A 24,291-nucleotide genomic window follows, 5' to 3' on the forward strand; every position below is an offset into this window, starting at 1 on the left:
TAAACTCTTTGTTCAATTGGTTATGGCCCCTTCACGGCACCACTTTAATTCTTTTAGATTCCCTATCTCATTCGTCTCTCACGGTAGGGAATGACAACATCAGCCTTTCACCTGCCGTCATTCCAGAATCGAGGGACGAGATATCAGGAATCTCGCTCGTTATCTACGAAGTAGGCTATTCCTGCTCTTTATAGTGAACGTCACTCAAATCACGCAGACGTTGCGCGGCTTGTTCTGCAGTTAAATCACGCTGAGACTCAGCCAACATTTCGTAGCCGACCATGAACTTACGAACCGATGCGCTGCGTAGTAGCGGCGGGTAGAACAACGCATGCAGTTGCCAGTGATCGATGTCCGTACCTTCTTCGAAGAACGGTGCATAGTGCCAGCCCATTGAGTAAGGGAATGAACACTGGAACAAGTTGTCGTAACGACTGGTCAGCTTCTTAATCGCAAGCGCTAAATCATCACGCTGCTCGTCAGTCAGTTCGCTCATACGGCGAATGTGTGTTTTTGGTAGCAACATGGTTTCAAATGGCCACGCCGCCCAGTAAGGCACCACCGCAATCCAATGTTCAGTTTCAACCACAGTGCGAGAGCCGTCTTTCATTTCAGCTTCAACGTAATCCACTAAAAGATTCGAACCTTGTTGTTCGAAGTACTCTTTTAACAATTTCTCTTTGCGTTCAATCTCGTTGGGCAAAAAGCTGTTTGCCCATATCTGACCGTGCGGATGAGGCTGAGAACAGCCCATGGTCTCGCCTTTGTTTTCAAACGCTTGAACCCATAGGTAGTCTTTACCTAGCTCTTCAATCTGTTCATTCCATGTGTCGATAACACCGCGAATCTTGTTTACTGGTAACTCTGGCAGCGTTTTGCTGTGGTCCGGAGAAAAACAGATCACGCGGCTCAACCCGCGAACACCTTGAGTCTTGAATAGAGGGTTATCAGACTCTGGAGCGTCAGGTGAATCAGGCATCAACGCCGCGAAGTCATTACTGAATACATAAGTGCCGTCGTAATCTGGGTTTTCGTCGCCCGAGATACGCGTATTGGTTGGGCACAAGAAACACTCTTTCTCATACGCAGGAAGCTGCGCAGTCGATGGTTTTTCATCTTGGCCACTCCAAGGACGTTTTGCTCGGTGCGGTGATACTAAGATCCACTGACCCGTTAATGGGTTATAACGACGATGCGGGTGGTCTACTGGGTTAAATTCAACTTTTGACATGTTTAGATTGCTCTCAAATTTTGTGTCTTGGTCAATTCACCAAGATGAATAATTCTTCTACAAGGAGATTCCCTATCACGCTCGTGCCTCGCTGTAGGGAATGACGTGTAATCTCGTTGTGCTATTTGTGCAAAGGCCACCACTTCATAGCCTTATGCTCATCCGTCATTCCAGAATAAAGGCACGAGATATCTGGAATCTCTATTTTTTCAATAGCTTAAAAGTTCTTTAGTAACCTTGTGGGTTATTCGACTGCCAATTCCATGTATCCGCCGTCATCTCCATCACGCTACGCGTCGCCTTCCAGCCAAGCTCGCGCTCTGCTTTTTCAGTACTTGCCCAACATTCGGCAATGTCACCTGCGCGGCGTGGGCAAAGTTCATAAGGAACCGGTTTGCCCGATGCTTGTGCGAAGGCTTCAACCATCTCGAGTACACTTGAGCCTTTGCCCGTACCTAGGTTGTAAATGTGTAAACCAGCCTTCTCGCCAACCGCTTTCAATGCGGCTACGTGTCCGTCCGCTAAATCCATAACATGAATATAGTCGCGAACGCCTGTGCCATCGACTGTTGGGTAATCGTTTCCAAAAACAGCCAATTTGTCGCGACGACCTACCGCTACTTGAGCAATAAACGGCATCAGATTGTTTGGGATACCTTGTGGGTCTTCACCCATAGTGCCCGATGGATGTGCGCCAACTGGGTTAAAGTAGCGCAGTAACGTCACGCTCCAGTCGTTTTCGGCGTTGAACAAATCACTCAAACATTCTTCGACCATGTACTTACTGCGACCATAAGGATTAGTTGTTGCACCCGTTGGAGAGCTTTCAGTAATTGGCACCACTTCTGGATCACCGTAAACGGTAGCCGAAGAGCTAAATACAATGCTCTTCACACCCGCTTTCTTCATGCTGCGAGCTAACACCAATGATCCATTGACGTTGTTATCGTAGTACTCCAAAGGTTTAGACACCGACTCCCCAACCGCTTTCAGGCCAGCAAAGTGAATCACCGCTTGGATATCGTTTTCTGAAAACACGCCATCTAGAAAAGATTGGTCACGAATGTCGCCAAGATAAAACGTTGGTCGCTTGCCAGTTAACGATTCGATTCGTTTCAGCACTAGCTCTTTGCTGTTGCAAAGGTTATCAACAATGATCGGCTCCATACCTGCCTGTATCATTTGAATGCATGTATGACTTCCGATGTAACCCATGCCGCCCGTAACCAGTACTTTCACAATCAACCTCTCTTTGTCGTCATTCTTGGACTAACTCGAACTGACATTCAGCTCAGTAGCACCGTATGCCAGAAATAGTAGCAGCCATTTTGACTATAATTCTGTGATCAAAACCACGAAGTGTAAACGCTTACACTAACTCATATCATTGTTACTTAACGTGACATAGGGAGAACCTATAAACAAACACATCTAATTCATTGAATTTTAATAAGATAATTATAGATAGTTAGATTTGAGACATCATAGAGGAGTTGAGCATTTATTTTACTAAAAGTTAATGCAATGACTTCCAGTTTGATTACAATAGGTCTGTAGAATAAAGAGGTGCATTGCTTTTTTACTAAATACCAATTTCAAAGCAGCGCAATGTTCCAATAACAGGAAGTGAGTATGGCAACGTTAAAAGATATCGCGACTGAAGCACATGTTTCATTGGCTACAGTTTCAAGGGTTCTCAATGAAGATCCAACATTAAGCGTCAAGGAAGAGACCAAAAGGCGTATCTTTGAAATTGCAGAGAAGTTGGAATACAAAACCAGCAGCTCACGAAAAACCGTTAGCAGTAAAAAACAAAACCATCACTTCCTAGCACTGTATAACTACAAGCAAGAAGCGGAAGTTAACGACCCTTACTATCTATCGATTCGCCACGGGATTGAAACCCAATGTGAAAAGATGGAAGTTAAGCTAACCAACTGTTATGAAAGTAAAATACAGATCAATTCAGCACCAATCACAGGTGTTTTGTTGGTGGGTAGAATGACACCAGAGGTTATCGAGCAAGCTAAAAAGCTGAGCGATAATATCTGTTATGTCGATTTTACCGATCACTCAGAACCTTATGACTCTGTCGATATAGACCTGGCTTTGATCAGCAAAGAGATCACCAACTTCTTTATCAACCAAGGCTATGAGCGCATCGGCTTTATTGGTGGCCAAGACGACGTCAATACCCCTGATATTCGTGAAGTCGCTTTTGCTGAATATGGTGGCCTCAAGAACGTTGTCAGTGAGCAAGACATCTACCGTGGTGACTTCTCTAGCTCATCAGGTTACAAGCTTGCAAAACAGATGCTCGCGACGGGCGACTACCCTAAAGCCATGTTTATTGCGTCAGATTCCATCGCAATTGGCGTTTTACGAGCAGTTCATGAGCACGGATTAAACATCCCTGAAGATATTGCGCTGATCAGTGTAAACGACATCCCAACAGCTAAATTTACCTTCCCATCTTTATCAACTGTTCGTATTCACTCTGAATTGATGGGAATTCAAGGCGTTAATCTGCTGATTGAGAAAGTACGCGACGGCCGAACCATCCCACTACGTGTCTATGTACCAAGCAAACTCAAGCTGCGCGATACAACAAAATAATTAAATATATCAAGTAGATAAATAAAGGCTACCTTTGTTGAAGGTGGCCTTTTTTGTGCCCGTCACATACATCAATCTCCACGTATCCCCCTCTTTAATCTGCTACATAAATCAGCCAATAGCATTCTTTTAAGTGGATCACACAGCACCGTAAAAAGACCATAAAAAACGTGATGAAGTTAAAGTAAAACGTTTTCACCATTTTCATTTAGTAAAACTTTTACTAATAATTACCTCAATCCAAAAATACTCGTATTCACTACGACCCAATTACGCATAAGAACGTCGGTCAGCAAACTGCATTCAGACCGAGAGAGAGGCAACGTGAACAACTGGGAAAACTTCCTGAACTTACATGAGAACCGTATGGCACCGCGTGCATACTTCTTCTCGTACGCATCAGAAAAAAATGCAAAAACGTTTCAGCGTGAACTGAGCAGCCACTTCCAACTATTGAGTGGCCAATGGAATTTCAGCTATTTCACCAATCCGCTATTGGTTCCTGAAGAGTTCTATTCTCAGGAAATGAGCGACTGGGGAAACATCACGGTTCCAAACATGTGGCAAATGGAAGGCCACGGCGATCTTCAATACACAGATGAAGGTTTCCCATTCCCAATTGATGTGCCTTTCGTACCATCAGACAACCCAACCGGCGCATACCAACGCTCTTTCTTCCTTGGCGAAAGCTGGGACGAGAAACAAACCATCATCAAATTTGATGGCGTTGAAACTTACTTCGAAGTTTACGTAAACGGCGAGTACGTGGGCTTCAGCAAAGGCAGCCGCCTAACCGCTGAGTTCGATATCTCTAGCCAGGTAAAAGCAGGCAACAACCTACTTTCTATTCGAGTGATGCAGTGGGCCGACTCTACCTACATTGAAGACCAAGACATGTGGTGGACGGGCGGTATCTTCCGTGACGTTTACCTAGTAGGTAAAGAACAACTGCACGTTCAAGACGTTACCGTTCGCACTGACTTCGACGACGCTTACCAAAGCGCGACCCTGTTATGCAAAGTGGAACTAGAAAACCTAGCAGCAGCGGCAAACGCAACCCTTGAGTACGCATTGCTCGATGGCAGCCAAGTTATCTCGCAAGGCTCTGTAGATAGCTTAAGTGTCGATGGCAATACGAGTACTCAATTCTCTATTGATGTGGTTAACCCTGTCCAATGGAACGCTGAGAACCCTTACCTATACCAACTGCTGCTTACGCTGAAAGATGGTGACGGCAAGGTGTTGGAAGTGATTCCACAGCGCGTTGGTTTCCGCGACATTAAAGTTCGCGATGGTCTGTTCTACATCAACAACAAATACGTGATGCTGCACGGTGTAAACCGTCACGACAACGACCACCTAAAAGGTCGTGCGGTTGGCATGGATCGCGTAGAGAAAGACTTAGTGTTGATGAAGCAGCACAACATCAACTCAGTACGCACGGCGCACTACCCGAACGACCCACGCTTCTACGAACTGTGTGATATTTATGGCCTATTCGTTATGGGCGAAACCGATGTCGAAACTCACGGCTTTGCTAACGTTGGCGACCTAAGCCGCATCACTAACGATGCCGCATGGGAAGCGGTGTTTGTTGAACGTATCGAACGTCATATCCACGCTCAGAAGAACCACCCTTCTATCATCATGTGGTCGCTAGGTAACGAGTCTGGTTACGGTTGCAACATCCGCTCTATGTACGATGCAGCAAAAGCAATTGATGACACGCGTCTGGTTCATTATGAAGAAGACCGTGATGCTGAAGTAGTCGACATCATTTCAACCATGTACTCACGTGCTCAACTGATGAATGCCTTCGGTGAATTCCCACACGAAAAACCACGCATCATCTGCGAATACGCACACGCAATGGGTAACGGCCCGGGTGGTTTAACTGAATACCAAAACGTGTTCTACAAGCATGACGCAATTCAAGGTCACTATGTTTGGGAATGGTGTGACCACGGCATTCTAGCGCGTGATGAAGCAGGCACAGAGTTCTACAAATACGGCGGTGACTACGGTGACTACCCGAACAACTACAACTTCTGCATGGACGGTTTGATCTACCCAGACCAAACGCCAGGCCCTGGCTTGAAAGAGTACAAGCAAGTGATTGCCCCAGTGAAGCTTCGCGATTTCGATGCACAAACGGGCACCTTCACGGTAGACAACAAACTTTGGTTCTCAAACATCGATGACTACACCATCACTGCGGAAATCCGTGCTGAAGGTGAAACCATTGCTGTGCAACACATCAAGATTGAAGAACTGGCAGAAAACTCGAGCCGTGAACTGACACTTAACTTGCCACAACTTGATGAGCGCGAAGTGTTTGTGAACTTTACCGTGCGCAAGGATTCTCGTACGCCTTACAGCGAAGCGAACCACGACATCGCGGTGTATCAATTCCAAGTGAAAGAGAACACAGCACAGCTAGAAGCCTTCACTAACAACAATGCGACAGCACTGAATGTGGAAGAGTCTCGTTTAGCTTACCTAATCAAAGGCCACAACTTCGCACTGAACTTCTCGAAAGTGAACGGCAAGCTGACGTCATGGCTAGTGAATGGCGAAGAGATGATTAAGTCAGAACCACGAATCAACTTCTTCAAGCCAATGATCGATAACCATAAACAAGAGCACGATGGTTACTGGGAGCCTGCACACTTGCAAATTATGCAGGAGCACTTCCGTAGCATTGACCTTGAATGCGTTAACGTTGAACAGGTAAATGGCAAGGTAGAGATCACCACCACCAGCATCATTGCTCCACCAGTATTCGATTTCGGCATGCGTTGTGAATATCGCTACCAAGTTAATGCTGAAGGCCAATTGAACGTTGAGCTAAGCGGCGAACGTTACGGTGAGTACCCTCATGTAATTCCTGTGATTGGTTTTGATATGGGCATCAACGGCGACTTCGACCAAGTCCAATATTACGGACGCGGCCCTGAAGAGAACTACCAAGACAGCAAGCAAGCCAACATGATTGATGTGTACCAATCAACCGTTGCAGACATGTTCGAGAACTACCCGTTCCCACAGAACAACGGCAACCGCCAACACGTTCGTTGGGCTGCGCTTTCAAGCCGCGCGGGTAATGGTATTGCAGTAAAACCACAGCAAGAAATCAACTTCAGCGCATGGTTCTACACCAACCAAAACCTGCACCAAGCACAACACACCATTGAGCTAGAGAAAAGCGGTTACATCACGTTAAACCTAGATCACCAAGTGATGGGCTTAGGCTCTAACTCTTGGGGCAGCGAAGTGCTCGATTCTTACCGCGTTTACATGGACGAGTTCCGCTACGGTTTAACTCTGATTCCATTCCAAGCAGGCGATTGCGATGCGCAGCACCTAATCAATCACAACTTTGGCGATGAGTTTTTTACGGTGAATGCACCAAAAGCTCAACCACAACTGAACGAGGCATAAGCGATGATCGTTTTAGAGAACTTAGAACAATTTAAAGTCGTCTACCGCGATGGTCGTAAATGGCAACGCTGTGTAGAAGCGATTGAAAACATCGGAAACATCAAAGATGGCGTGATGTATTCAATTGGTGATTCACTGGCTTACATGATTGAAGACGGTGTGGCTCGTAACACAGAAAACTTCACCGGTAATCGTCGTTACTTCGACGTGCACTACTACCTAGAAGGCCGTGAAACGGTTGAATTCGCAGCGAAATCAGAGCTAGAGCAGATCCAAGCTTATAGCGATGAAACCGACCGCGAACACCTAATGGGGAACGGTGAAACTCGTGAGCTAGCTGAAGGCCAAGTGGCGATCTTTGACAACAATCAGGCTTACCGTTTCCACGGTGATAACCGAGTTCGAAAAGTGGTACTGAAAGTGACCATTGAAGACGGTTACTTCCTCAATAAATAAACAATAACGCTATCTATTCACAGTATGTATCGAGCCTTGCCGTTCAAGGCTCCAACATGCTGAACAAAGCCTCAATGCTTCCTCCCTACAAGGAAGCATTGAGAAATAACGACTATAATTACGTGATTCCTCGGAGGACACTATGTCTGAATCTGTACGCGGTAAGTTAGGCAAATTTGCCCTACTCTCCATGACATTTGCAGCGGTATTTAACGTTCGCAACATTGTAAACAACAACATCGAATTGGGATTGAGTTCAGCCCCTATCTTTTTGCTCGCTACCCTTATTTACTTCATTCCATTCGTGTTCATCATTGCTGAATTCGTATCTGCAAATAAAAATTCTGAGTCAGGCATGTATGACTGGCTTAAAAAACCACTAGGCTCAAAAGCAGCCTACCTAGGTTCCTTCCTATACTGGTTCGTAAACCTTTTCTGGTTTGTATCCCTGCTACCAAACGTAATCGCCTATGCGTCTTACGCGATGTTGGGCTATGAATACGCCTTCTCGCCAGTCGTCACATCGGCTATCTCGATTGCTCTGTTTGCTGCAGCAACTCACATCTCAACCAAAGGCGCGAGCTGGCTAGGTAAGATTGCCGAGATCGTGGCCTACGGTGTATTCGCTCTGTTTGCAATCTACGTTATCGGTGCACTAATGGCACTGGGCGGCAACCATGAACCAGTAGAACCAATCACGCTTGAAGCAATGACACCGACCATCAACTGGGCAACGCTAGGTATCATGTGTTGGATCTTCCAAGCAGCCGGTGGTGCAGAAACCGCAGCCGCTTACCTAAACGATGTTAAGGGCGGTCACAAGTCTTTCATCAAGGTTATCATTGGTGCAGGTATCGCAATCGGCGCAATGTACGCAGTGGGCTCTCTTCTAGTAAACGTATTCGTTGCTCGTGATGAACTGACCTACGCTGGCGGCATGGTTGAAATCTTCACAGGTATGGCGAACTACTTCGACATTTCACAATCTCTAACGGGTCGCTTCGTCGGTATTATCCTATTCGTTGCTATGTTCGGTTCGATGATGATGTGGACAGCAGCTCCAGTAAAAATTCACTTCTCTGAAATCCCTAAAGGTGTTTACGGCGAGAAGACAACAGAGCTTAACGAACACGGCGTGCCAGTACGTGCAGCTTGGTGGCAGTTCGCGTTTGTATTCGTGATGCTTGTGGTGAACGGCTTCGGCTCTGAATCTGTACAAGACATGATGAATACAGCAATCAATCTAACAGCAGGTACCGCAATGCTACCGCCAATCTTCATCATGGTGGCCTACTTTGTATTCCGCTTGAAACACGACGACACACCGCGTGATTTCCGCATGGGTACTCGAGTTCAAGGTATGGCAGTAGTATCGGTACTGATTGGTATCTTCATTGTGAGCATGACAGCATCGGCATTCCCGACAGGTGTTGACCTTGTTCAAGCCTTCTTCATCAACGTCTTCATGACAGCGGTATTCTCTGGTATCGCATGGTGGTGGATCTCTCGCTTTGAAAAGAAGCAAGCAGGTAAAGAAGCAAAGCTAGAAACGGCTAAGCAGTCGTAATCCAGAATCTATACATCTAGTTAAAAGCGCCTTAATTGGCGCTTTTTTTGTTTTAAATCAGATAATTAAAATAAAAACCCCAAAAATAAAACGGCGTTCCGTCAAGGTTTCAGTTCACGAAAAACACCAATTAATAGGTAATAAAACTCAAATAAAAACCAAGGTAAAACATTAACTAAATTTATTTACTCAAGGTCACATATTTGATCAATTTCGATTAACTTCCCTCCGCTTAATCTTTAATCTTCTTGCTGAAGAGACAAACTGATTCATATAAAGAAAGCGACAAAAAAGCCCCTACACGCCTTATAAATCGTCGCTCATGAAACAAGCAATCTCTTCAATGAACTTCTTAATCTTTAACTCTTTGTTTTGGTAATAAGTTTACTGAAATACCAAAGAAAAAAATCCCAAAGAAGTCCGATCGTAAATTTATAAAAACAACAATGAGCCAACCCTGACAAAACAAAGCGGGTGTTTGCCAAACCAACATAACAATAAAAGTGCGGCCTAGAGCTTCCCTCTCTAGGACCAAGTTATAACGATCATCAACGTGATTCACCGGAGAACATCATGTCCGAAAATAAACGCAGTACGATAGGCAAATTTGCCCTACTGTCTATGACCTTCGCGGCGGTATACAGCTTCAATAACATCATTAATAACAACATCGAGATCGGCCTTTCCTCGGCTCCGATGTTCTTTCTAGCAACCATCTTTTACTTTGTGCCATTTTGTTTGATCGTTGCAGAGTTTGTGTCACTGAATAAAGACTCTGAAGCGGGTGTTTACTCTTGGGTTAAAAGCTCTCTAGGCGGCCGCTGGGCGTTTATTTCAGCTTACACCTACTGGTTTGTTAACCTGTTCTTCTTCACCTCTCTGCTCCCTAGAATCATCGCTTACGCGTCGTATGCGTTCTTAGGTTTTGAGTACATATTCACGCCAATGACCACCGCAATTCTAAGTACTATTTTGTTTGCGGTCGCGACTCATATCTCGAATAACGGTGCGAAATTACTGGGCCCTATCACCTCACTAACATCATCACTGATGCTGCTGCTAACGATGTCTTACATCTTGCTATCTGGCGGTGCTTTGGTAGGCGGTATCGAGCCAGCTGACCCAATCACCATTGAAGCCATGACACCAAGCTTCAACTGGGCATTCCTTGGCGTAATCACTTGGATCTTCATGGCGGCAGGCGGTGCAGAATCGGTCGCGGTTTACGTTAACGACATCAAAGGCGGTCACAAGTCTTTCGTTAAAGTCATCATCATTGCCGGTATCTTCATCGGTGCGCTTTACTCGGTAGGATCTGTGTTAGCAAACGTGTTTGTTTCGCGTGAAGAGCTTAAATTCACAGGCGGCTCAGTTCAGGTATTTGAAGGGCTAGCAAGACACTTTGGCCTGTCTGAAATCTTGATGAACCGTTTCGTTGGTGTGGTTTCATTCACGGCGATGCTGGGCTCTCTGCTGATGTGGACGGCAACACCCGTTAAGATTTTCTTCTCTGAAATCCCTAAAGGTATCTTCGGTGAGAAAACGGTCGCTCTAAACAAACAAGGCGTTCCAGAGCGTGCGGCTTGGATTCAGTTCTTGATTGTGATTCCACTGATGTTCATTCCGACACTGGCGTCCGATACGGTTCAAGATCTGATGAGTACCATTATCAACATGACAGCTGCAGCATCGATGTTGCCACCGCTATTCATCATGATCGCGTACCTTAATTTACGTTTGAAGTTGGATCACTTACCTCGTGATTTCAGAATGGGCTCACGTATGACAGGCATTACCGTGGTCTCGATTCTGATCGGCATTTTCACTGTTGGCTTCTTTGCGTCAACCTTCCCAACAGGTGCTGACATCATGACCATCATCTTCTACAACGTGGGCGGGATTGTTATCTTCCTTGGCTACGCGTGGTGGAAGTACGGAAAATATGAAAAAAGCTTATCTCCAGAAGAGAAAAAACTAGAAGCAAAACCTGAACCGGCGAACGCTTAGTTTACCCTGCACTCTGATTTAAACTTCGGGCACTCTGACTTAAACTTCAGGCACTCACATTTGGTGAGTGCCTTTTTATTTGTCGGTACATTTCCACTAACCATCTCGATTAAATCAAAGCCATTCAAGAATCAAAACATTCGAACCAACAATCTAACCACCCATCAAACAATTCACCTCCCGAATACTTACAACCCTAGCCATACCTCTGCAAATTCAACTGAAAGTCAAAATAAAAACAAAGTAAATATTTACTAAAAATAGATCACACTTTTAAACTTAATTAATTTTAAACATCAAAATTATCATTAATATTGGTTTTGCGATCGTAAGTAACCTGACCAATACGCCTTGAAGAGCACCCCATATTAGAAGTCAGAACTGCTTGCGAACCTTCATTTATAACCCCGACACAGAAGTGATTAAAATGAAAAGTAGTTTTACTAAAAACACTCTTATTACAAGCTGTATTCTTGCTGCCTTAAGTACCACTGCCCACGCGGAAGAGTCCGCAGCAAACCACAGTGATACTCAGCCTCCTCAGACAGAAACTGAAACCCTATTTAACTTTTATGGTGAGCTTGGCCTTGGTGGTCACGTGGCACTCGAAGGTGATGATAAAGGCCGCTACGCAGACGGTACTTACATTGAAGCTGGCTTGGCTATCGAGCACGGTAATTGGTTTGGTCTTGCTTATATGGAGGGCTGGACAGTACAAGCCGATGACGAAGGCAATGCTTGGGCAACGGGCCACGGCTGGGGCGGTTTTGAAGGTGGTTTCAACCGCTTTTACGCTGGCTACCGCACAGATAACAAAACAGAATTCATGATTGGTCGTATGGACTCTTCATTAGATGACGTTCAATGGTGGGGTGACCCTACGGTTGAATACGGCTACGCGATCTCAAACACGCGAGACGTGCACCTTGGTGTGAAGATTCAAAACCTAGAAGGCAAGCTTCGCTACAGCGTTTCTTTCGCGCCAGAGTCTGACTTCTCGGAAGACGATGCTCTTGTTCACTTCGGTAAATACGACAGCTTCGCAGACCAATGGAAAGATAAGAACGCCATGGTCAATGGTTACCTTCAATACGATCTGACCGACGACTTAACCCTAATGGGTGGTGGTGAAGTTCGTAACAACGATGGTGGTGAACTATTGCTATTGGGTGCTGAGTACAAAAACTTCGCCACTCGTGTTTGGCACGATACAGATAAAGGCAACCAAGAGTCTTTCGGTAGCGAGTCTGGTATTCAAACCAGTGCATGGTACGAAGCGGCACAAGGCGTTTACCTATCAGCAGCCTACAACTACGCAAACTTTGACGGTGACAATGGCGACAAAGAGATCACCTCTTACATCAATGCTGGCGTTTGGTACGAATACGGAAACGGCGCATTTGCGACTGCTTTTGATAGCCGCTTTGGCGTAGGCAGCGACACTGAAATCGGCGACGCTCAGGTGTTCGCAATGCAATACTTCTACTGGTAATAACAGGAATTGATCATGAAACTGAATAAATCATTCGCAGCTCTCGCTATCGGTGCAGCCCTTGTCGTTACTGGTTGTGCATCAAATTCCATCTCTGGCTCAAGTTCTGATGCTGAGCAACTGCAAGCCAACGAATTTAAGAACGTTATCGACCGTACTGGCTCACCTGAATACATGCGTGACTACGACTTCGATGACCACCAACGCTTTAACCCATTCTTCGACCTAGGTGCATGGCACGGTCATCTGCTGCCAGACAGTGCAGAAGGCATGGGCGGATTCCCAGGTACAGCACTGCTTACCGAAGAATATATCAACTTCATGGCTGATAACTTCGACCGCCTAAGCGTGTTCAAAGACGGCAAAAAAGTGGCTTTCACTATGGAAGCTTATAGCCTACCGGGCGCATTGGTTCAGACGCTAAAATCTGACGATGTGACCGTAGAAATGACGATGCGTTTTGCTTCAAACCGTACCTCTCTGCTAGAAACAAAAATCACTACCGACTCACCGGTTGAATTAGTGTGGGATGGTGAACTGCTAGAAAAGACGCACGCCAAAGAAGGCGTGGCACAAACCGACAAAACAATCGCTGAAACTTACCCTGAGTATGACCGTCAAATCGTCGCAACCGACGATGGCCTAAAGGTGACCTTCGGTAAGGTTCGTTCGACATGGGATCTACTGACTTCTGGTGAGTCTGTATACCAAGTTCACAAGTCGATTCCAACGAAAACCACGGTTGATGGTTTAGCGTTTACTTCAACGGCAAACATTGAAGCATCGACGACTATCTACACCACATACTCGCATGTTCTAACGGCAGAAGAAGCGCAAGCGGAACAGCCTGAAATCAAAAAGATCATGGCAAACCCTACCGACTTCTTAGCGGCATCAGCAGAACGTTGGGAAGGCTATCTTGAGATGGGTTTAACCAACCCGAACGCGACACCAGAGCAAGAGCGTGTTGCAGTTAAAGCGATGGAAACCCTAAACGGTAACTGGCGTGGCGCTGCAGGTGCGATGGAGTTTGACTCTGTGACACCATCCGTGACGGCGCGTTGGTTCTCGGGCAACCAAACTTGGCCTTGGGACACATGGAAGCAAGCCTACGCAATGGCTCACTTCAACCCAGATGTAGCGAAAGATAACATCCGCGCGATGTTCGCTTACCAAATTCAGGCTGACGATGCCGTTCGTCCTTGGGATGAAGGTTACGTGCCCGATCTACTCGCTTACAACCTAAGTCCAGAACGTGGCGGCGATGGCGGTAACTGGAATGAACGTAATACCAAACCAAGCCTAGCAGCATGGGCAGTAATGGAAGTCTATAAGACCACCAGCGACGAAGCTTGGCTACAAGAGATGTATCCAAAACTAGTGGCATACCATGATTGGTGGCTACGCAACCGTGACAACAACGGCAATGGCGTTCCAGAGTATGGCGCTGCTCGTGACAAAGCACACAACACACCTGAAGGTGAAATGTACTTCACCGTGGTTCGTGGCGATAAGCACGAAACAGTCGTAGGACAAGCAGCACTGGATAAAGTGGTAGCAGAAGGCAACTACGATTACATCGAGAGCCCCGTACAAACGGCTGCATCTTGGGAATCAGGCCGTGACGATGCAGCCGCATTTGGCTTCATTGATAAAGACCAGCTAGACGCGTACGTTGCTAACGGTGGCAAGCGCAGTGATTGGGATGTTGAATTCGCTCAAAACCGCGCTGAAGACGGCACTTTGCTTGGCTATTCATTGCTGCAAGAGTCCGTTGACCAAGCAAGCTACATGTACAGCGATAACAAGTACCTAGCAGAAATGGCTGACATTCTAGGTAAAGACGCAGAAGCGAAAGAGTTCCGTGAAAAGGCTGAACACCTATCGAACTACATCAACACCTGTATGTTCGACGAAGGCACTAACTTCTTCTACGACATTCGTATCGAAGACAAACCACTAGCCAACGGCTGTGCAGGTAAACCGATTGTAGAGCGTGGTAAAGGCCCTGAAGGTTGGTCACCATTGTTCAATGCTGCTGCCACTCAAGCTAACGCTGATGCAGTTGTCTCTGTAATGAAAGATACAGAAGAGTTCAATACCTACGTTCCACTAGGCACAGCGGCGCTTTCTAGCCCTGCATTTGGCCCAAATATTTACTGGCGTGGACGTGTATGGGTAGATCAATTCTACTTCGGCCTAAAAGGCATGGATAGCTACGGCTACCGTGACGATGCGATTGAAATGGCAGGTGCGTTCTTTGACCACGCCGATGGATTAGTTCAAGACGGTCCAATCCGTGAAAACTACAACCCACTAACCGGCGAACAACAAGGCGCACCAAACTTCTCTTGGAGTGCGGCTCACTTGTACATGCTTTACAACGATTTCTTTACTGACGCAGAGTAAGTAAAAACCTATACCTGTCTTCTGAAATTCAATGAAAATCTAACCTCATAAATTTCAGACTTTGGCACTCAGTTTCTCGCTGAGTGCCTTTTTTATATCTGAAGTAACGTAAGCGAAAAACAAGCACTTAGACCATTTGGCCTACCATGATCCTTTTACTCTGTTCGTTGTACTCAGCTAACACAGGCAAGCTTTTACTCACAAAAAGCAAAGAGTGCTCTTGCTATGAAATCCCATTCAAAAATTTCATCACCCTCACTGAAATATTGAATTCTGAAGACTTATTCGAATTTTATTTATCCTTATTAGCCTTCCGGACATTAATTTGATAGTCGTTTACTAAATAATAGCTAAACTATAGCGTCGCCTACCCCTTTTTTGAGAAAACCTAAATGCCTAATGCTGATTCCACCCTAAACAAACGTATGGGAATCGTTGCGCTCACCTGGCCAATTTTTATCGAAGTTCTTTTAAGAACCGCACTCAACACCAGTGATGTATTCATGTTATCGGGATACTCGGACAAAGCCGTGTCTGCCGTTGGTGTTATTTCTCAGATATCCTTTTTCCTGATCATTGTCTCGACCATGGTCAGCAGTGGTACGGGTATTCTAATCGCGCAGTACAACGGTGCCTCCCGCACTCAAGAGAGCGCTCACGTGGGTGTAGCAAGTATCATTCTGGCCATTATTGCCGGTGTGCTACTGAGTGTGATTGCCGTTCTTGTTGCTGAATATTTTATCCCGCTTTATCAACTCGAGCCTCAAGTTGAACAGTACGCGCAAGAATACCTGTTCATCAGTGGTGCTCTCACCTTCAATGTAACCATAGGTGTGGTTCTCACCACTATTTTGCGCAGTCATGGCTATTCAAAGTCACCGATGGTGATCAATATGATTGCAGGTGTCATCAACGTATTCGGTAACTACTGTGCCTTATATCAACCTTTTGGTTTGCCTGTATACGGCGTGCAAGGGGTTGCGACCGCGACCGTCATTAGCCAAGTAATCGGAATGTTGATCTTGATTGGTGTGGTCAGAAGCAAAGGGATTTATCTACCAGTGAAGCAGTTTAAATCTGTGCCGAAAGCCATCTATCAAAAAATCATGAAGATCGGCTCGATGAACGCTGGAGAAGTGCTCTCTTATAACATGGCTCAGATCAGCATTACCTTCTTTGTAGTGCAGATGGGTACGTCTTCACTGGCTGCGTTTACTTACGCACAAAACATCGCTCGCCTCTCTTTTGCGTTTGCACTGGCAATTGGTCAAGGCAGCCAAATCCAAACAGGCTATTACATTGGTAAGGGTTGGATCGACGAGATCACCAAGCGCGTGCAACGTTACTTTGTGGTTGGCTTTATCGCCTCAACTGCGATTACCTGCATGGTTTATGTGTTCCGTTTCGAAATTCTCGATCTGTTCACGCAAGATCCAGAGATCATTGCGCTAACGGCTGCACTGATTGCAGGTTCCATCATTCTTGAAGCTGGTCGAGTATTTAACCTGATCTTTATCTCTTGTCTAAAGGCTGCTGGCGACATTAAATTCCCGATCAAAATGGGTATTCTCAGCATGTGGGGCATTGGGGTTGCCATGAGCTATTTGCTTGGCGTGCATTGGGGTTATGGCGTATTGGGGGCTTGGATGGCAATCGCGATGGACGAGTGGTTCCGTGGAATCATCATGGCCTATCGCTGGCGAGCTAAGAAATGGACTCGATTCTCTTTTTAGATCTATAAATACAATAGGTTAAACAATACGCTAGGTATCTCAATTGTCATGATTGAGGTACCTTTCATCATATTCTGACTACGATGATCTATCCATGTTATCGCTATACAGGCTTCACTAAACCCCCGATAAAAACATCCCATTCTTAATCGTCATCCAACATCATTATTGCTTTCAATTGACGTAATAATACTGACTTTTCAAATATTATTATCAACGTTTTCTATATAAAGATTCTGCAATCGCAGGGATTATCAAACAGGTTCGCTCGAACTACTATTATTTCACTCGCTAGCCAACACGTTAGCAAGATAGCTTTCAATCACTACCAATAACGACAATAACTAAAGTGCGCATGCTCATTCAGAGCGCACAACGTGGAGAACATCACTATGTCTTACTATTCAGTACTAGAAGTAACACCCACTACAGACGCATGGGTTGCCGATTACATTGCGCCTGCAAACAAACTGGTTGCTCAATATGGCGGTAAATACTTAGCGCGTACTTCTAGCCACGAACGCCTTGAAGGCGACGCCGAGCAGCCTGCGCTTCGTATCATCATCGAGTGGCCGTCAAAACAAGCAGCCGTAGATTTCATGAATGATCCAGGTTACGTGCCACACTTAGCTGCACGCACTGCAGGCTCAGTTAGCCACCATGCGCTTATCGAAGGTAAAGACGACCTAGCGTAATCGAAAGCCCAATTTCGGTTTATATTTAGATCTCAACTGACCCTTTCCAAACATTAAAAGCCGCACCATAATTTCATGGCGCGGCTTTTTGTTATTCGCTTTATAGTAATTAGCCTATGATGAACCTTTTACTACAAAGTCATCATATAACAATTAAATCAGATAGTTAGGTAGTTAAATCAAGTAACTAAACCGTCGCTTCAACGCCCTTCTTACGCTTTGCTAATCGGCCCAAAATACCGACTAACATCACGATGCCACACACACCATAAACCTGCATGATGGTTGGATCATCAGAGACAAAGCCCACATCAGAGAACATCACGTAAGCACCTAACACCATGTAGAGAATGATAGCCGAAGCCTCGAAACGGAACTCCCAAGGTGTCACATCAATATTCTCATTGACTGGCATCACGTACTCAGATTCACGCGGCATAAAGTAACCAATGATGAACATCAACGCGGTACATACTACGAATAGAATCGCTAATTGATGTAGGAAGTGAATCGGTGTTTTAAATACTAGCTGCATTGCTGCGTATGAACTTACAAACACCACCAACGCCACTTTCGCCGCTACAGCGGGTACACGTTTAGATACATAGCCGACAAACACGATAGTAAAGATTGGCACACTGAAGAACCCCGCCACCATTTGAAGGTATTGGAAAAGACCTTCTGGTGCGTACATGATGAATGGTGCGATACATACCGAGATAATCGCAATCACAACACCAAAAATACGCCCTTTATCCACTAGCTCTTCGTCTGTTTTACCTTGTCCAAATAGCGGCTTATACACGTTCAACGCAAACAGAGTCGTTGAGCTGTTCAACACACCATTAAAGGTACTCAAAATCGCACCAAACATCACCGCAACGAAGAAACCCACCAGCGGCTTAGGCAAAACTTCATTAACTAAACGGGTGTACATGGTGTCTGGGTTGCCCGCATCAGCACCAAACATGTGGAAAGCGATGATGCCTGGAATGATCAAGAACAGCGGAGAGATAACCTTAATCGCACCGGCAAGGATTACACCTTTCTGACCTTCTTTCAGGTTTTTAGCACCTAATGCGCGTTGAATAATGGATTGATCAGTACCCCAGTAGTACAAGTTCACCAAAAGCAGACCAGTAAACAATGTTGAGAACGGCAGTGGATCGCTTTCTGTACCCACCGATTGAAGCTTCTCTGGCGCGGCATAAAGCAGAATATCTAAGCCAGCACCAAAGCTACCTTCGCCCAGTACCATCAAACCAAACACAGGGATCATCATGCCGCCAACAATCAAGCCTACGCCATTAATGGTATCTGCAATCACAACCGCTTTCAGGCCACCATAAATTGCGTAAAAGAAGCCAAGTAGACCAATCGTCGCCGAAATAAGCGCGATTGAGCTAAACTCTGAAATATTAAGCAGGGCCTGAACATCGAAGATTTCACCCAAAACAACGGCGCCCGCGTAAAGTGTGGTAGGCAAAATGTTGATCACGTATTGGCACAAGAAAAGTAACGTCACAAACTTCTTCACCGACATGTCGTAGCGGCTCTCTAAGAAATCAGGAATAGTGGTGATGCCTTGCTTCAAATAACGAGGAACTAACATCAAAGCGATGATCACCAAAGTGACACCAGAGGCCACTTCCCAGCCCATGACACTCATATTGTGGGTATAAGCTTGTGCGCTCATGCCCACGAAACTGGTGGCGCTCAAGTTTGTTAAGATAAGTGAGCTGGCGATTAAGCCGCCGGTTAAGCTTCTTCCGCCAAGAAAGAAACCATCTTGTGAGGTGTTTTTATCATTTTTCACTTTGTTGTAGGTAAACGCGACTACAAACCCAGTAAATAACAAAAATGACAACAGAACGGTAATAGACATTTTGTTTTCCTTAAGTTGAGTTATTGCGGCAGCAATACCTCGCTGCCGATTATAATTTTTATATTTAGATTTTTATTTGTAGGGGTACTCAGAGTCAGAGATTCACATCTTTTTTAGATGCACAATCAAGGCAGACTCTGGGTCGAGAATAGGTAAGGTCAATCCAATCTCTTTGAGGTTATCGCCGCTTAAAGTCAGTGTTTTATCTAACCATTGAGGGCGTTGCTTCATGAGTTGGAAACTGGTTTGTGGCATCTCCACTAACTTCACTTGATACAGCGCACTGTCTTCCACGCAGCTAATACGAAGTGGTGATGGCAGAGCGTACTCAGGCATCGCCAACTGACACACGGTGATCAGCATTTCATCATCATTCTGCACCCCATAGATGTTCTGGTTTTTGTCCGCAGGATCCATGCGAAAGCTGCGCCCTGAGTGCAAAATATGGCGGAACTGCTTGTGCAGAGAGATGTAGTGAGAGAAAGCTTGTTTCTCTTGTTGCGACTCTTTAACCGGGTCAAGCTCAACACCCATATGCCCCATCAAAGCGGTGACACCACGCATATTGATACTGTGACGACGATTGGTTGAATGGCACTCAGCAGGGCCAATATGCGCCCCCATAACTTCTGGTGGGAAGAAGTAACTCATGCCTTTTTGAATAGCTTGGCGTTCCAATGCATCGTTACAATCGGATGCCCAGAATCGATGTGTTCTCTTGAGGATTTCAAAATCAATGCGACCACCGCCTGATGAACAAGATTCAATCTCGACTTTAGGGTGTGCTTGATTCAGTTGATCGACGAGACGATACAAGGCTTCAGTTTGACCATGCACCGCCGCCTTACCTTGGTGGCCCGGCTGAACTAATTCACGATTCATGTCCCACTTTAAGTAGCCGATATTGTACGTAGTCAGAAGCGTATCAAGGCGAGAGAACAAGTAGTCAAAGCACGCTTCATTCTGCAAGTCTAAAACATACTGCCAACGACCAGACGGTTGATGATAACCTTGCAAACCTAGGACCCAATCAGGATGGTTACGGTATAGGTTTGAGTCTTGGCTGACCATCTCAGGTTCAACCCACAACCCGAACTCCATCCCCTGTTGGTTAACGTGTTCAATCACAGGTTCTAAGCCATTTGGGTATTTCACTTCATCGAGATACCAATCGCCTAAGGCCGTTCGTTCGCCATCACGACCAATAAACCAACCATCATCAATAATGAATCGTTCAACACCCATTGCGCCGGCTTCGGTTGCCATCTGCATGATGTATTCCGGTTTATGGTCGAAGTAGATGCCCTCCCAAGTATTTAAGTGCACAGGGCGAGGTTTATCGGTAGGGAATTGAATAATGTTGTCACGAACAAACTGCTGAAAACGTTGAGCAATACCGTTCAAACCAGAGTTGCTGTAACAGCCATAGAGCCAAGGTGTCTGGTAAGTAGCCTCTGGTTCTAGAATCGATTCACCCGCTAACAATAACTCTCCCGCTTGTACAAAGCGGCGGCCATCACTGCGAACATCAGCACGCATTTGGTGGTTACCACTCCAACCTAAATGGAAGCCCCACACCAAACCATTCTGTTCTGAGAAACCTTGCGTTCCTGCAAACATGCCAGGGAAGTTTTCATGTGAAGTACGGCCGCGACGGTTCTCTTGCATGAAGCCACCATGCTCAAAACGCTGACGTTGCGTTTGGAACTCATGACACCAACGACCATGGAACGTCATCAATTCATTGGCGTGGTTTGGCAGCGGCAACGTTGATGACAGCTTATTTAAATAGTATTTACTGCCCCCTTTGTTGGTTACTGTGATGCGCTTTTGAACCACATCCGATTCGTAATCCAGTTTAATTTCAACCGTCAATTCAAGCTTAGACACGGTGTCTTCTAGAACAAAAGTGGCTTGCTGAACCTGAGCTTCCACGCGGACGGTATTAAAAACGGGTGCCCAATCAAAGCCATCACGATGCCCTTCTATTCCCGGCGCATTAAAATGACCGCTACCCAATTCAGGACAAAGAGAAAGCGGTACATCGACATCAAGGCGTGCTTGAGAGATCGGTCTCTCGGTTGATAACAAAAGATCTTCATCAATACTGGCGATCTTTGCGCCCCAGTGAAGAACCTCTGGAGTACGGCCCGATTTGATGATCAAACTGTGGTTTTTACTTGTTAGATGAATAAATTCGCTCATAGCCAATCTCATATTGTTTTCGTAAACATAAACTAAAATTAATAGTGAACTTGAAGACTGAAATTAGTACTAAAACGGCTAAATAATGTGATCTAAAAACACTTATTCGTTGCTAAAATTTGCACAAGATCGACTGTTTTCGGAAACATATTTAATGTTTCAAATGACATTTTTTTGAAAGGGAGCAGAGTTTCATTTCACTAAATTGGATAAGCTCATCGAATAACTGGAATATTCGATGGACGGTGTGATGAGTGTAACTTTTAAAGATGTGGCGAAGCTGGCTGGCGTATCGACTCAAACAGTATCAAGGGTGACGAACGGCTCGCAGGATGTCGCAGAATCCACTCGAAACAAGGTGAATGCTGCGATAAAGAAGCTTGGATATGTACCCAATAAAGGGGCTCAAATGCTCAGCCGTTCCAAGTCCACCAGCATAGGGTTAGTGACTCTCGATATGGCCTTACACGGCGCCGCAATGATCGCCAATGGTGTGCGAATGCAGGCTCACGATATGGGGTATGGCACCGCTTTTTCTGTGGTATCAGAACCGAACCTCGCCAACACCCGCGAAGCCATTCGTGAACTGATCGCCCAACAGGTCGACAGCATCATTCTCAATGTGCCTTTAAAGAGTGTTGATGCCGAATTGCTGGTAGAACAATATCAACACTTAAACCTCATCTTCATTGATGTCCCTTCTAACAGCCAAGTTAACTATATATGCGGCGATCATGCCGAGGGCGCAAAGCTGGCAGCTCAACATCTTATTGAAAATGGCCGCTCTGAATACTTGTTGATCAGCGGGCCTAATGAGTCCAGTGCCTCACAAATCCGTCTTCAAAGTTGGTTGGGTGTGTTATCAGATTCAAACTGTCAGGTACAGTTTCAACATCAAGGAAACTGGCAAGCAGAAAGTGGCTACCTTGGTATTCGAGACGCTGTAGCGAAACAAATCCAATTTGATGCTGTGTTGGTCGCCAGTGATCAAATGGCATTAGGGGTTTTACGCGCACTGCAAGAATTGCAAATACCCGTACCGGAAAAGGTCGCTGTTGTCGGTTTTGATGGCATTGAAGACAGCGCATTCTTCAATCCGCCTCTTACAACCATCAAACAAGATTTCACAAAAATAGGCCAGCAAGCGGTGAGACTTGCAGAGAAGCTCAACGCCAATTCGCAAGATGCCTTGTTACAACATCATATCGAAACCACACTGCTTCCGAGAGAAAGCAGCCAACCTAAGGTGACGGCTCACTATGAAAAACAAGAGATCGAGCAACTGCTGAAAAGAATTCAGACCCTTTTGCCAGAATCGACATAAAAGAAAAAGCGCTAGGGGGAGCTAGCGCTTTAAGACCAACTAAGTCCGTTTAGCCTGGTAGTTTTTTAAGCTATATCATGAGGATATAACCAATTTTTTTACTTAGGTAAATCAAAAAGCCTATTCTTTACGACTGCCTTGAGTCGTAAATTAAGTATAGTCGGGTTCTTATAATAAACCGGATTTTTCTAAAATTAATTCATATGAATTTGACGATTAACCGACACAATAAACTATTCGGAAATCACAGATGAGATCGCATTAGTAATCAGCTTTCTAAGTAGTTTATTTTTATCATCTAAATGCTTTGCCTTTCTATAAACAAGCTGGATATCAAAATCTGGAACATCAATTGGTGGCTTCACAGCTAGTAAGGTTTCTTCACTATCCATATCCTTGCGCGCGACTAGCTTGGGGACAATACACAATAGTTCTCTGCCACGAATGAGTCGTTTAACAGTTAAAAAGTTACTGGAAGATATCGCGACTTTCCGGCTTAAACCGAGTTCACCTAAACGAGTGTCCACTCCCGTCTTTAAAGCCCCTGCAGGGGAAACAAGCGCGTGCTCGACAGCAACAAATTGTTCTAGCGACATCGGCTCCTCAATGGATAGAACCGATTGATCAAGTAAACAAACATGTCGCTCCGTATACAAATGCTTTGTTCGATATTGCTTTGGTACCTCACCAAAGCTGCCTATCGTCATATCAAGCTTGGCATCGTCAAAGACTTGCTGGTAGTTACTCCGGTTTACATTGAACAACGCTACTTGGGAATAAGGAGAGGATTGCTTAATCAGGTCAAACAATATTGGAGCGAACATCTGCTCGGCATAATCAGTGAGACCAATCTTCCAAGTCCCTTTATAAGTCTCTGCATCAAACGATTTAGATAACAGAACTTCAGACTGGATGGTATTCAGTAGCGCGTCCACGGTACTTGATAGTTCAATGGCTCGGTCGGTTGCCTCCATCTTGCTACCCACCCGCTCAAACAAAGGGTCATCAAACAACTTTCGTAGCCTTTGTAAGCTATGGCTCATCGCAGATTGGCTGACATAACAACGCTCAGCAGCCTTACTCACGCTATTTGTTTTATACAAAGCCTGCAGTGCAATCAATAAGTTAAGGTCGATCCCTTTCCAATTAAAATCAGCCATTCCAAACAACCCATTTCATTCATAGTTATAATTAAAATAATTAATTTGAATCATAGTTCAACTCCACCTA

General features: G+C 45.3%; 15 protein-coding genes. 10 read left to right on the plus strand and 5 right to left on the minus strand.

From position 1 onward, the window contains the following. Positions 1–175 precede the first annotated feature (175 nt). Together AB6E54_RS11405 and galE are read right to left on the minus strand one after the other, a co-directional pair. Positions 176–1,231, minus strand: coding sequence for a UDP-glucose--hexose-1-phosphate uridylyltransferase (locus AB6E54_RS11405; RefSeq protein ID WP_017060800.1), 1,056 nt, complete (start codon positions 1,229–1,231; stop codon positions 176–178). Between the two features lie 228 nt (positions 1,232–1,459). Beyond that, entirely contained in the window at positions 1,460–2,470 is a 1,011-nt protein-coding gene (gene galE / locus AB6E54_RS11410) for a UDP-glucose 4-epimerase GalE (protein WP_372106427.1), read from the minus strand. Between the two features lie 393 nt (positions 2,471–2,863). Between galE and ebgR the strand changes: the two genes are divergently transcribed. The 9 genes from ebgR to AB6E54_RS11455 all read left to right on the plus strand — a co-directional run bounded on the left by ebgR (position 2,864) and on the right by AB6E54_RS11455 (position 17,647). Continuing rightward, the gene (gene ebgR / locus AB6E54_RS11415; RefSeq protein WP_102393207.1) at positions 2,864–3,847 is read left to right on the plus strand and encodes a transcriptional regulator EbgR; all 984 of its coding nucleotides are present in this window, start codon (positions 2,864–2,866) and stop codon (positions 3,845–3,847) included. Positions 3,848–4,171: 324 nt separating this feature from the next. Next, positions 4,172–7,288, plus strand: coding sequence for a beta-galactosidase subunit alpha (gene ebgA / locus AB6E54_RS11420; RefSeq protein WP_372106429.1), 3,117 nt, complete (start codon positions 4,172–4,174; stop codon positions 7,286–7,288). Positions 7,289–7,291: 3 nt separating this feature from the next. After that, positions 7,292–7,744 carry a beta-galactosidase subunit beta gene (locus tag AB6E54_RS11425; RefSeq protein ID WP_017066026.1) on the plus strand — a complete coding sequence of 151 codons (453 nt, stop codon included), beginning with the start codon at positions 7,292–7,294 and terminating at the stop codon, positions 7,742–7,744. 142 nt (positions 7,745–7,886) lie between these two features. Continuing rightward, on the plus strand, positions 7,887–9,311 hold the full coding sequence (locus AB6E54_RS11430; protein ID WP_017063320.1) for an amino acid permease: 1,425 nt from the start codon (positions 7,887–7,889) through the stop codon (positions 9,309–9,311). Between the two features lie 573 nt (positions 9,312–9,884). Next, the gene (locus AB6E54_RS11435; RefSeq protein WP_017069519.1) at positions 9,885–11,318 is read left to right on the plus strand and encodes an amino acid permease; all 1,434 of its coding nucleotides are present in this window, start codon (positions 9,885–9,887) and stop codon (positions 11,316–11,318) included. A 427-nt stretch (positions 11,319–11,745) separates the two neighbouring features. Further along, positions 11,746–12,810, plus strand: a complete 1,065-nt coding sequence (gene ygjJ, locus AB6E54_RS11440; protein ID WP_004734431.1) for a protein YgjJ — start codon at positions 11,746–11,748, stop codon at positions 12,808–12,810. A gap of 15 nt (positions 12,811–12,825) precedes the next feature. Further along, positions 12,826–15,219 carry an alpha-glucosidase gene (gene ygjK / locus AB6E54_RS11445; RefSeq protein ID WP_372106430.1) on the plus strand — a complete coding sequence of 798 codons (2,394 nt, stop codon included), beginning with the start codon at positions 12,826–12,828 and terminating at the stop codon, positions 15,217–15,219. A gap of 392 nt (positions 15,220–15,611) precedes the next feature. After that, positions 15,612–16,952, plus strand: coding sequence for an MATE family efflux transporter (locus AB6E54_RS11450; RefSeq protein ID WP_017060807.1), 1,341 nt, complete (start codon positions 15,612–15,614; stop codon positions 16,950–16,952). A gap of 392 nt (positions 16,953–17,344) precedes the next feature. After that, positions 17,345–17,647: a DUF1330 domain-containing protein gene (locus AB6E54_RS11455; protein WP_050647949.1), complete on the plus strand. Its 303-nt coding sequence runs from the start codon at positions 17,345–17,347 to the stop codon at positions 17,645–17,647. A gap of 187 nt (positions 17,648–17,834) precedes the next feature. Here AB6E54_RS11455 and AB6E54_RS11460 read toward each other — a convergent pair whose 3' ends face one another. Both AB6E54_RS11460 and AB6E54_RS11465 read right to left on the minus strand, forming a co-directional pair. Continuing rightward, positions 17,835–19,532 carry a solute:sodium symporter family transporter gene (locus AB6E54_RS11460; protein WP_372106433.1) on the minus strand — a complete coding sequence of 566 codons (1,698 nt, stop codon included), beginning with the start codon at positions 19,530–19,532 and terminating at the stop codon, positions 17,835–17,837. Positions 19,533–19,634: 102 nt separating this feature from the next. Continuing rightward, positions 19,635–21,737 (minus strand): alpha-galactosidase, encoded by a 2,103-nt coding sequence (locus AB6E54_RS11465; protein ID WP_102319934.1) that lies wholly within the window; start codon positions 21,735–21,737, stop codon positions 19,635–19,637. Positions 21,738–21,987: 250 nt separating this feature from the next. Here AB6E54_RS11465 and AB6E54_RS11470 point away from each other — a divergent pair, with 250 nt between their 5' ends. Next, positions 21,988–23,061 (plus strand): LacI family DNA-binding transcriptional regulator, encoded by a 1,074-nt coding sequence (locus AB6E54_RS11470; protein ID WP_372106434.1) that lies wholly within the window; start codon positions 21,988–21,990, stop codon positions 23,059–23,061. Between the two features lie 233 nt (positions 23,062–23,294). Here AB6E54_RS11470 and AB6E54_RS11475 read toward each other — a convergent pair whose 3' ends face one another. Next, on the minus strand, positions 23,295–24,221 hold the full coding sequence (locus AB6E54_RS11475; protein ID WP_372106436.1) for a LysR family transcriptional regulator: 927 nt from the start codon (positions 24,219–24,221) through the stop codon (positions 23,295–23,297). Between the last annotated feature and the right edge of the window lie 70 nt (positions 24,222–24,291).

This window comes from Vibrio sp. 10N.247.311.49 (genome assembly GCF_041467655.1).
GTDB classification, from domain to species: Bacteria; Pseudomonadota; Gammaproteobacteria; order Enterobacterales; family Vibrionaceae; genus Vibrio; species Vibrio crassostreae_C.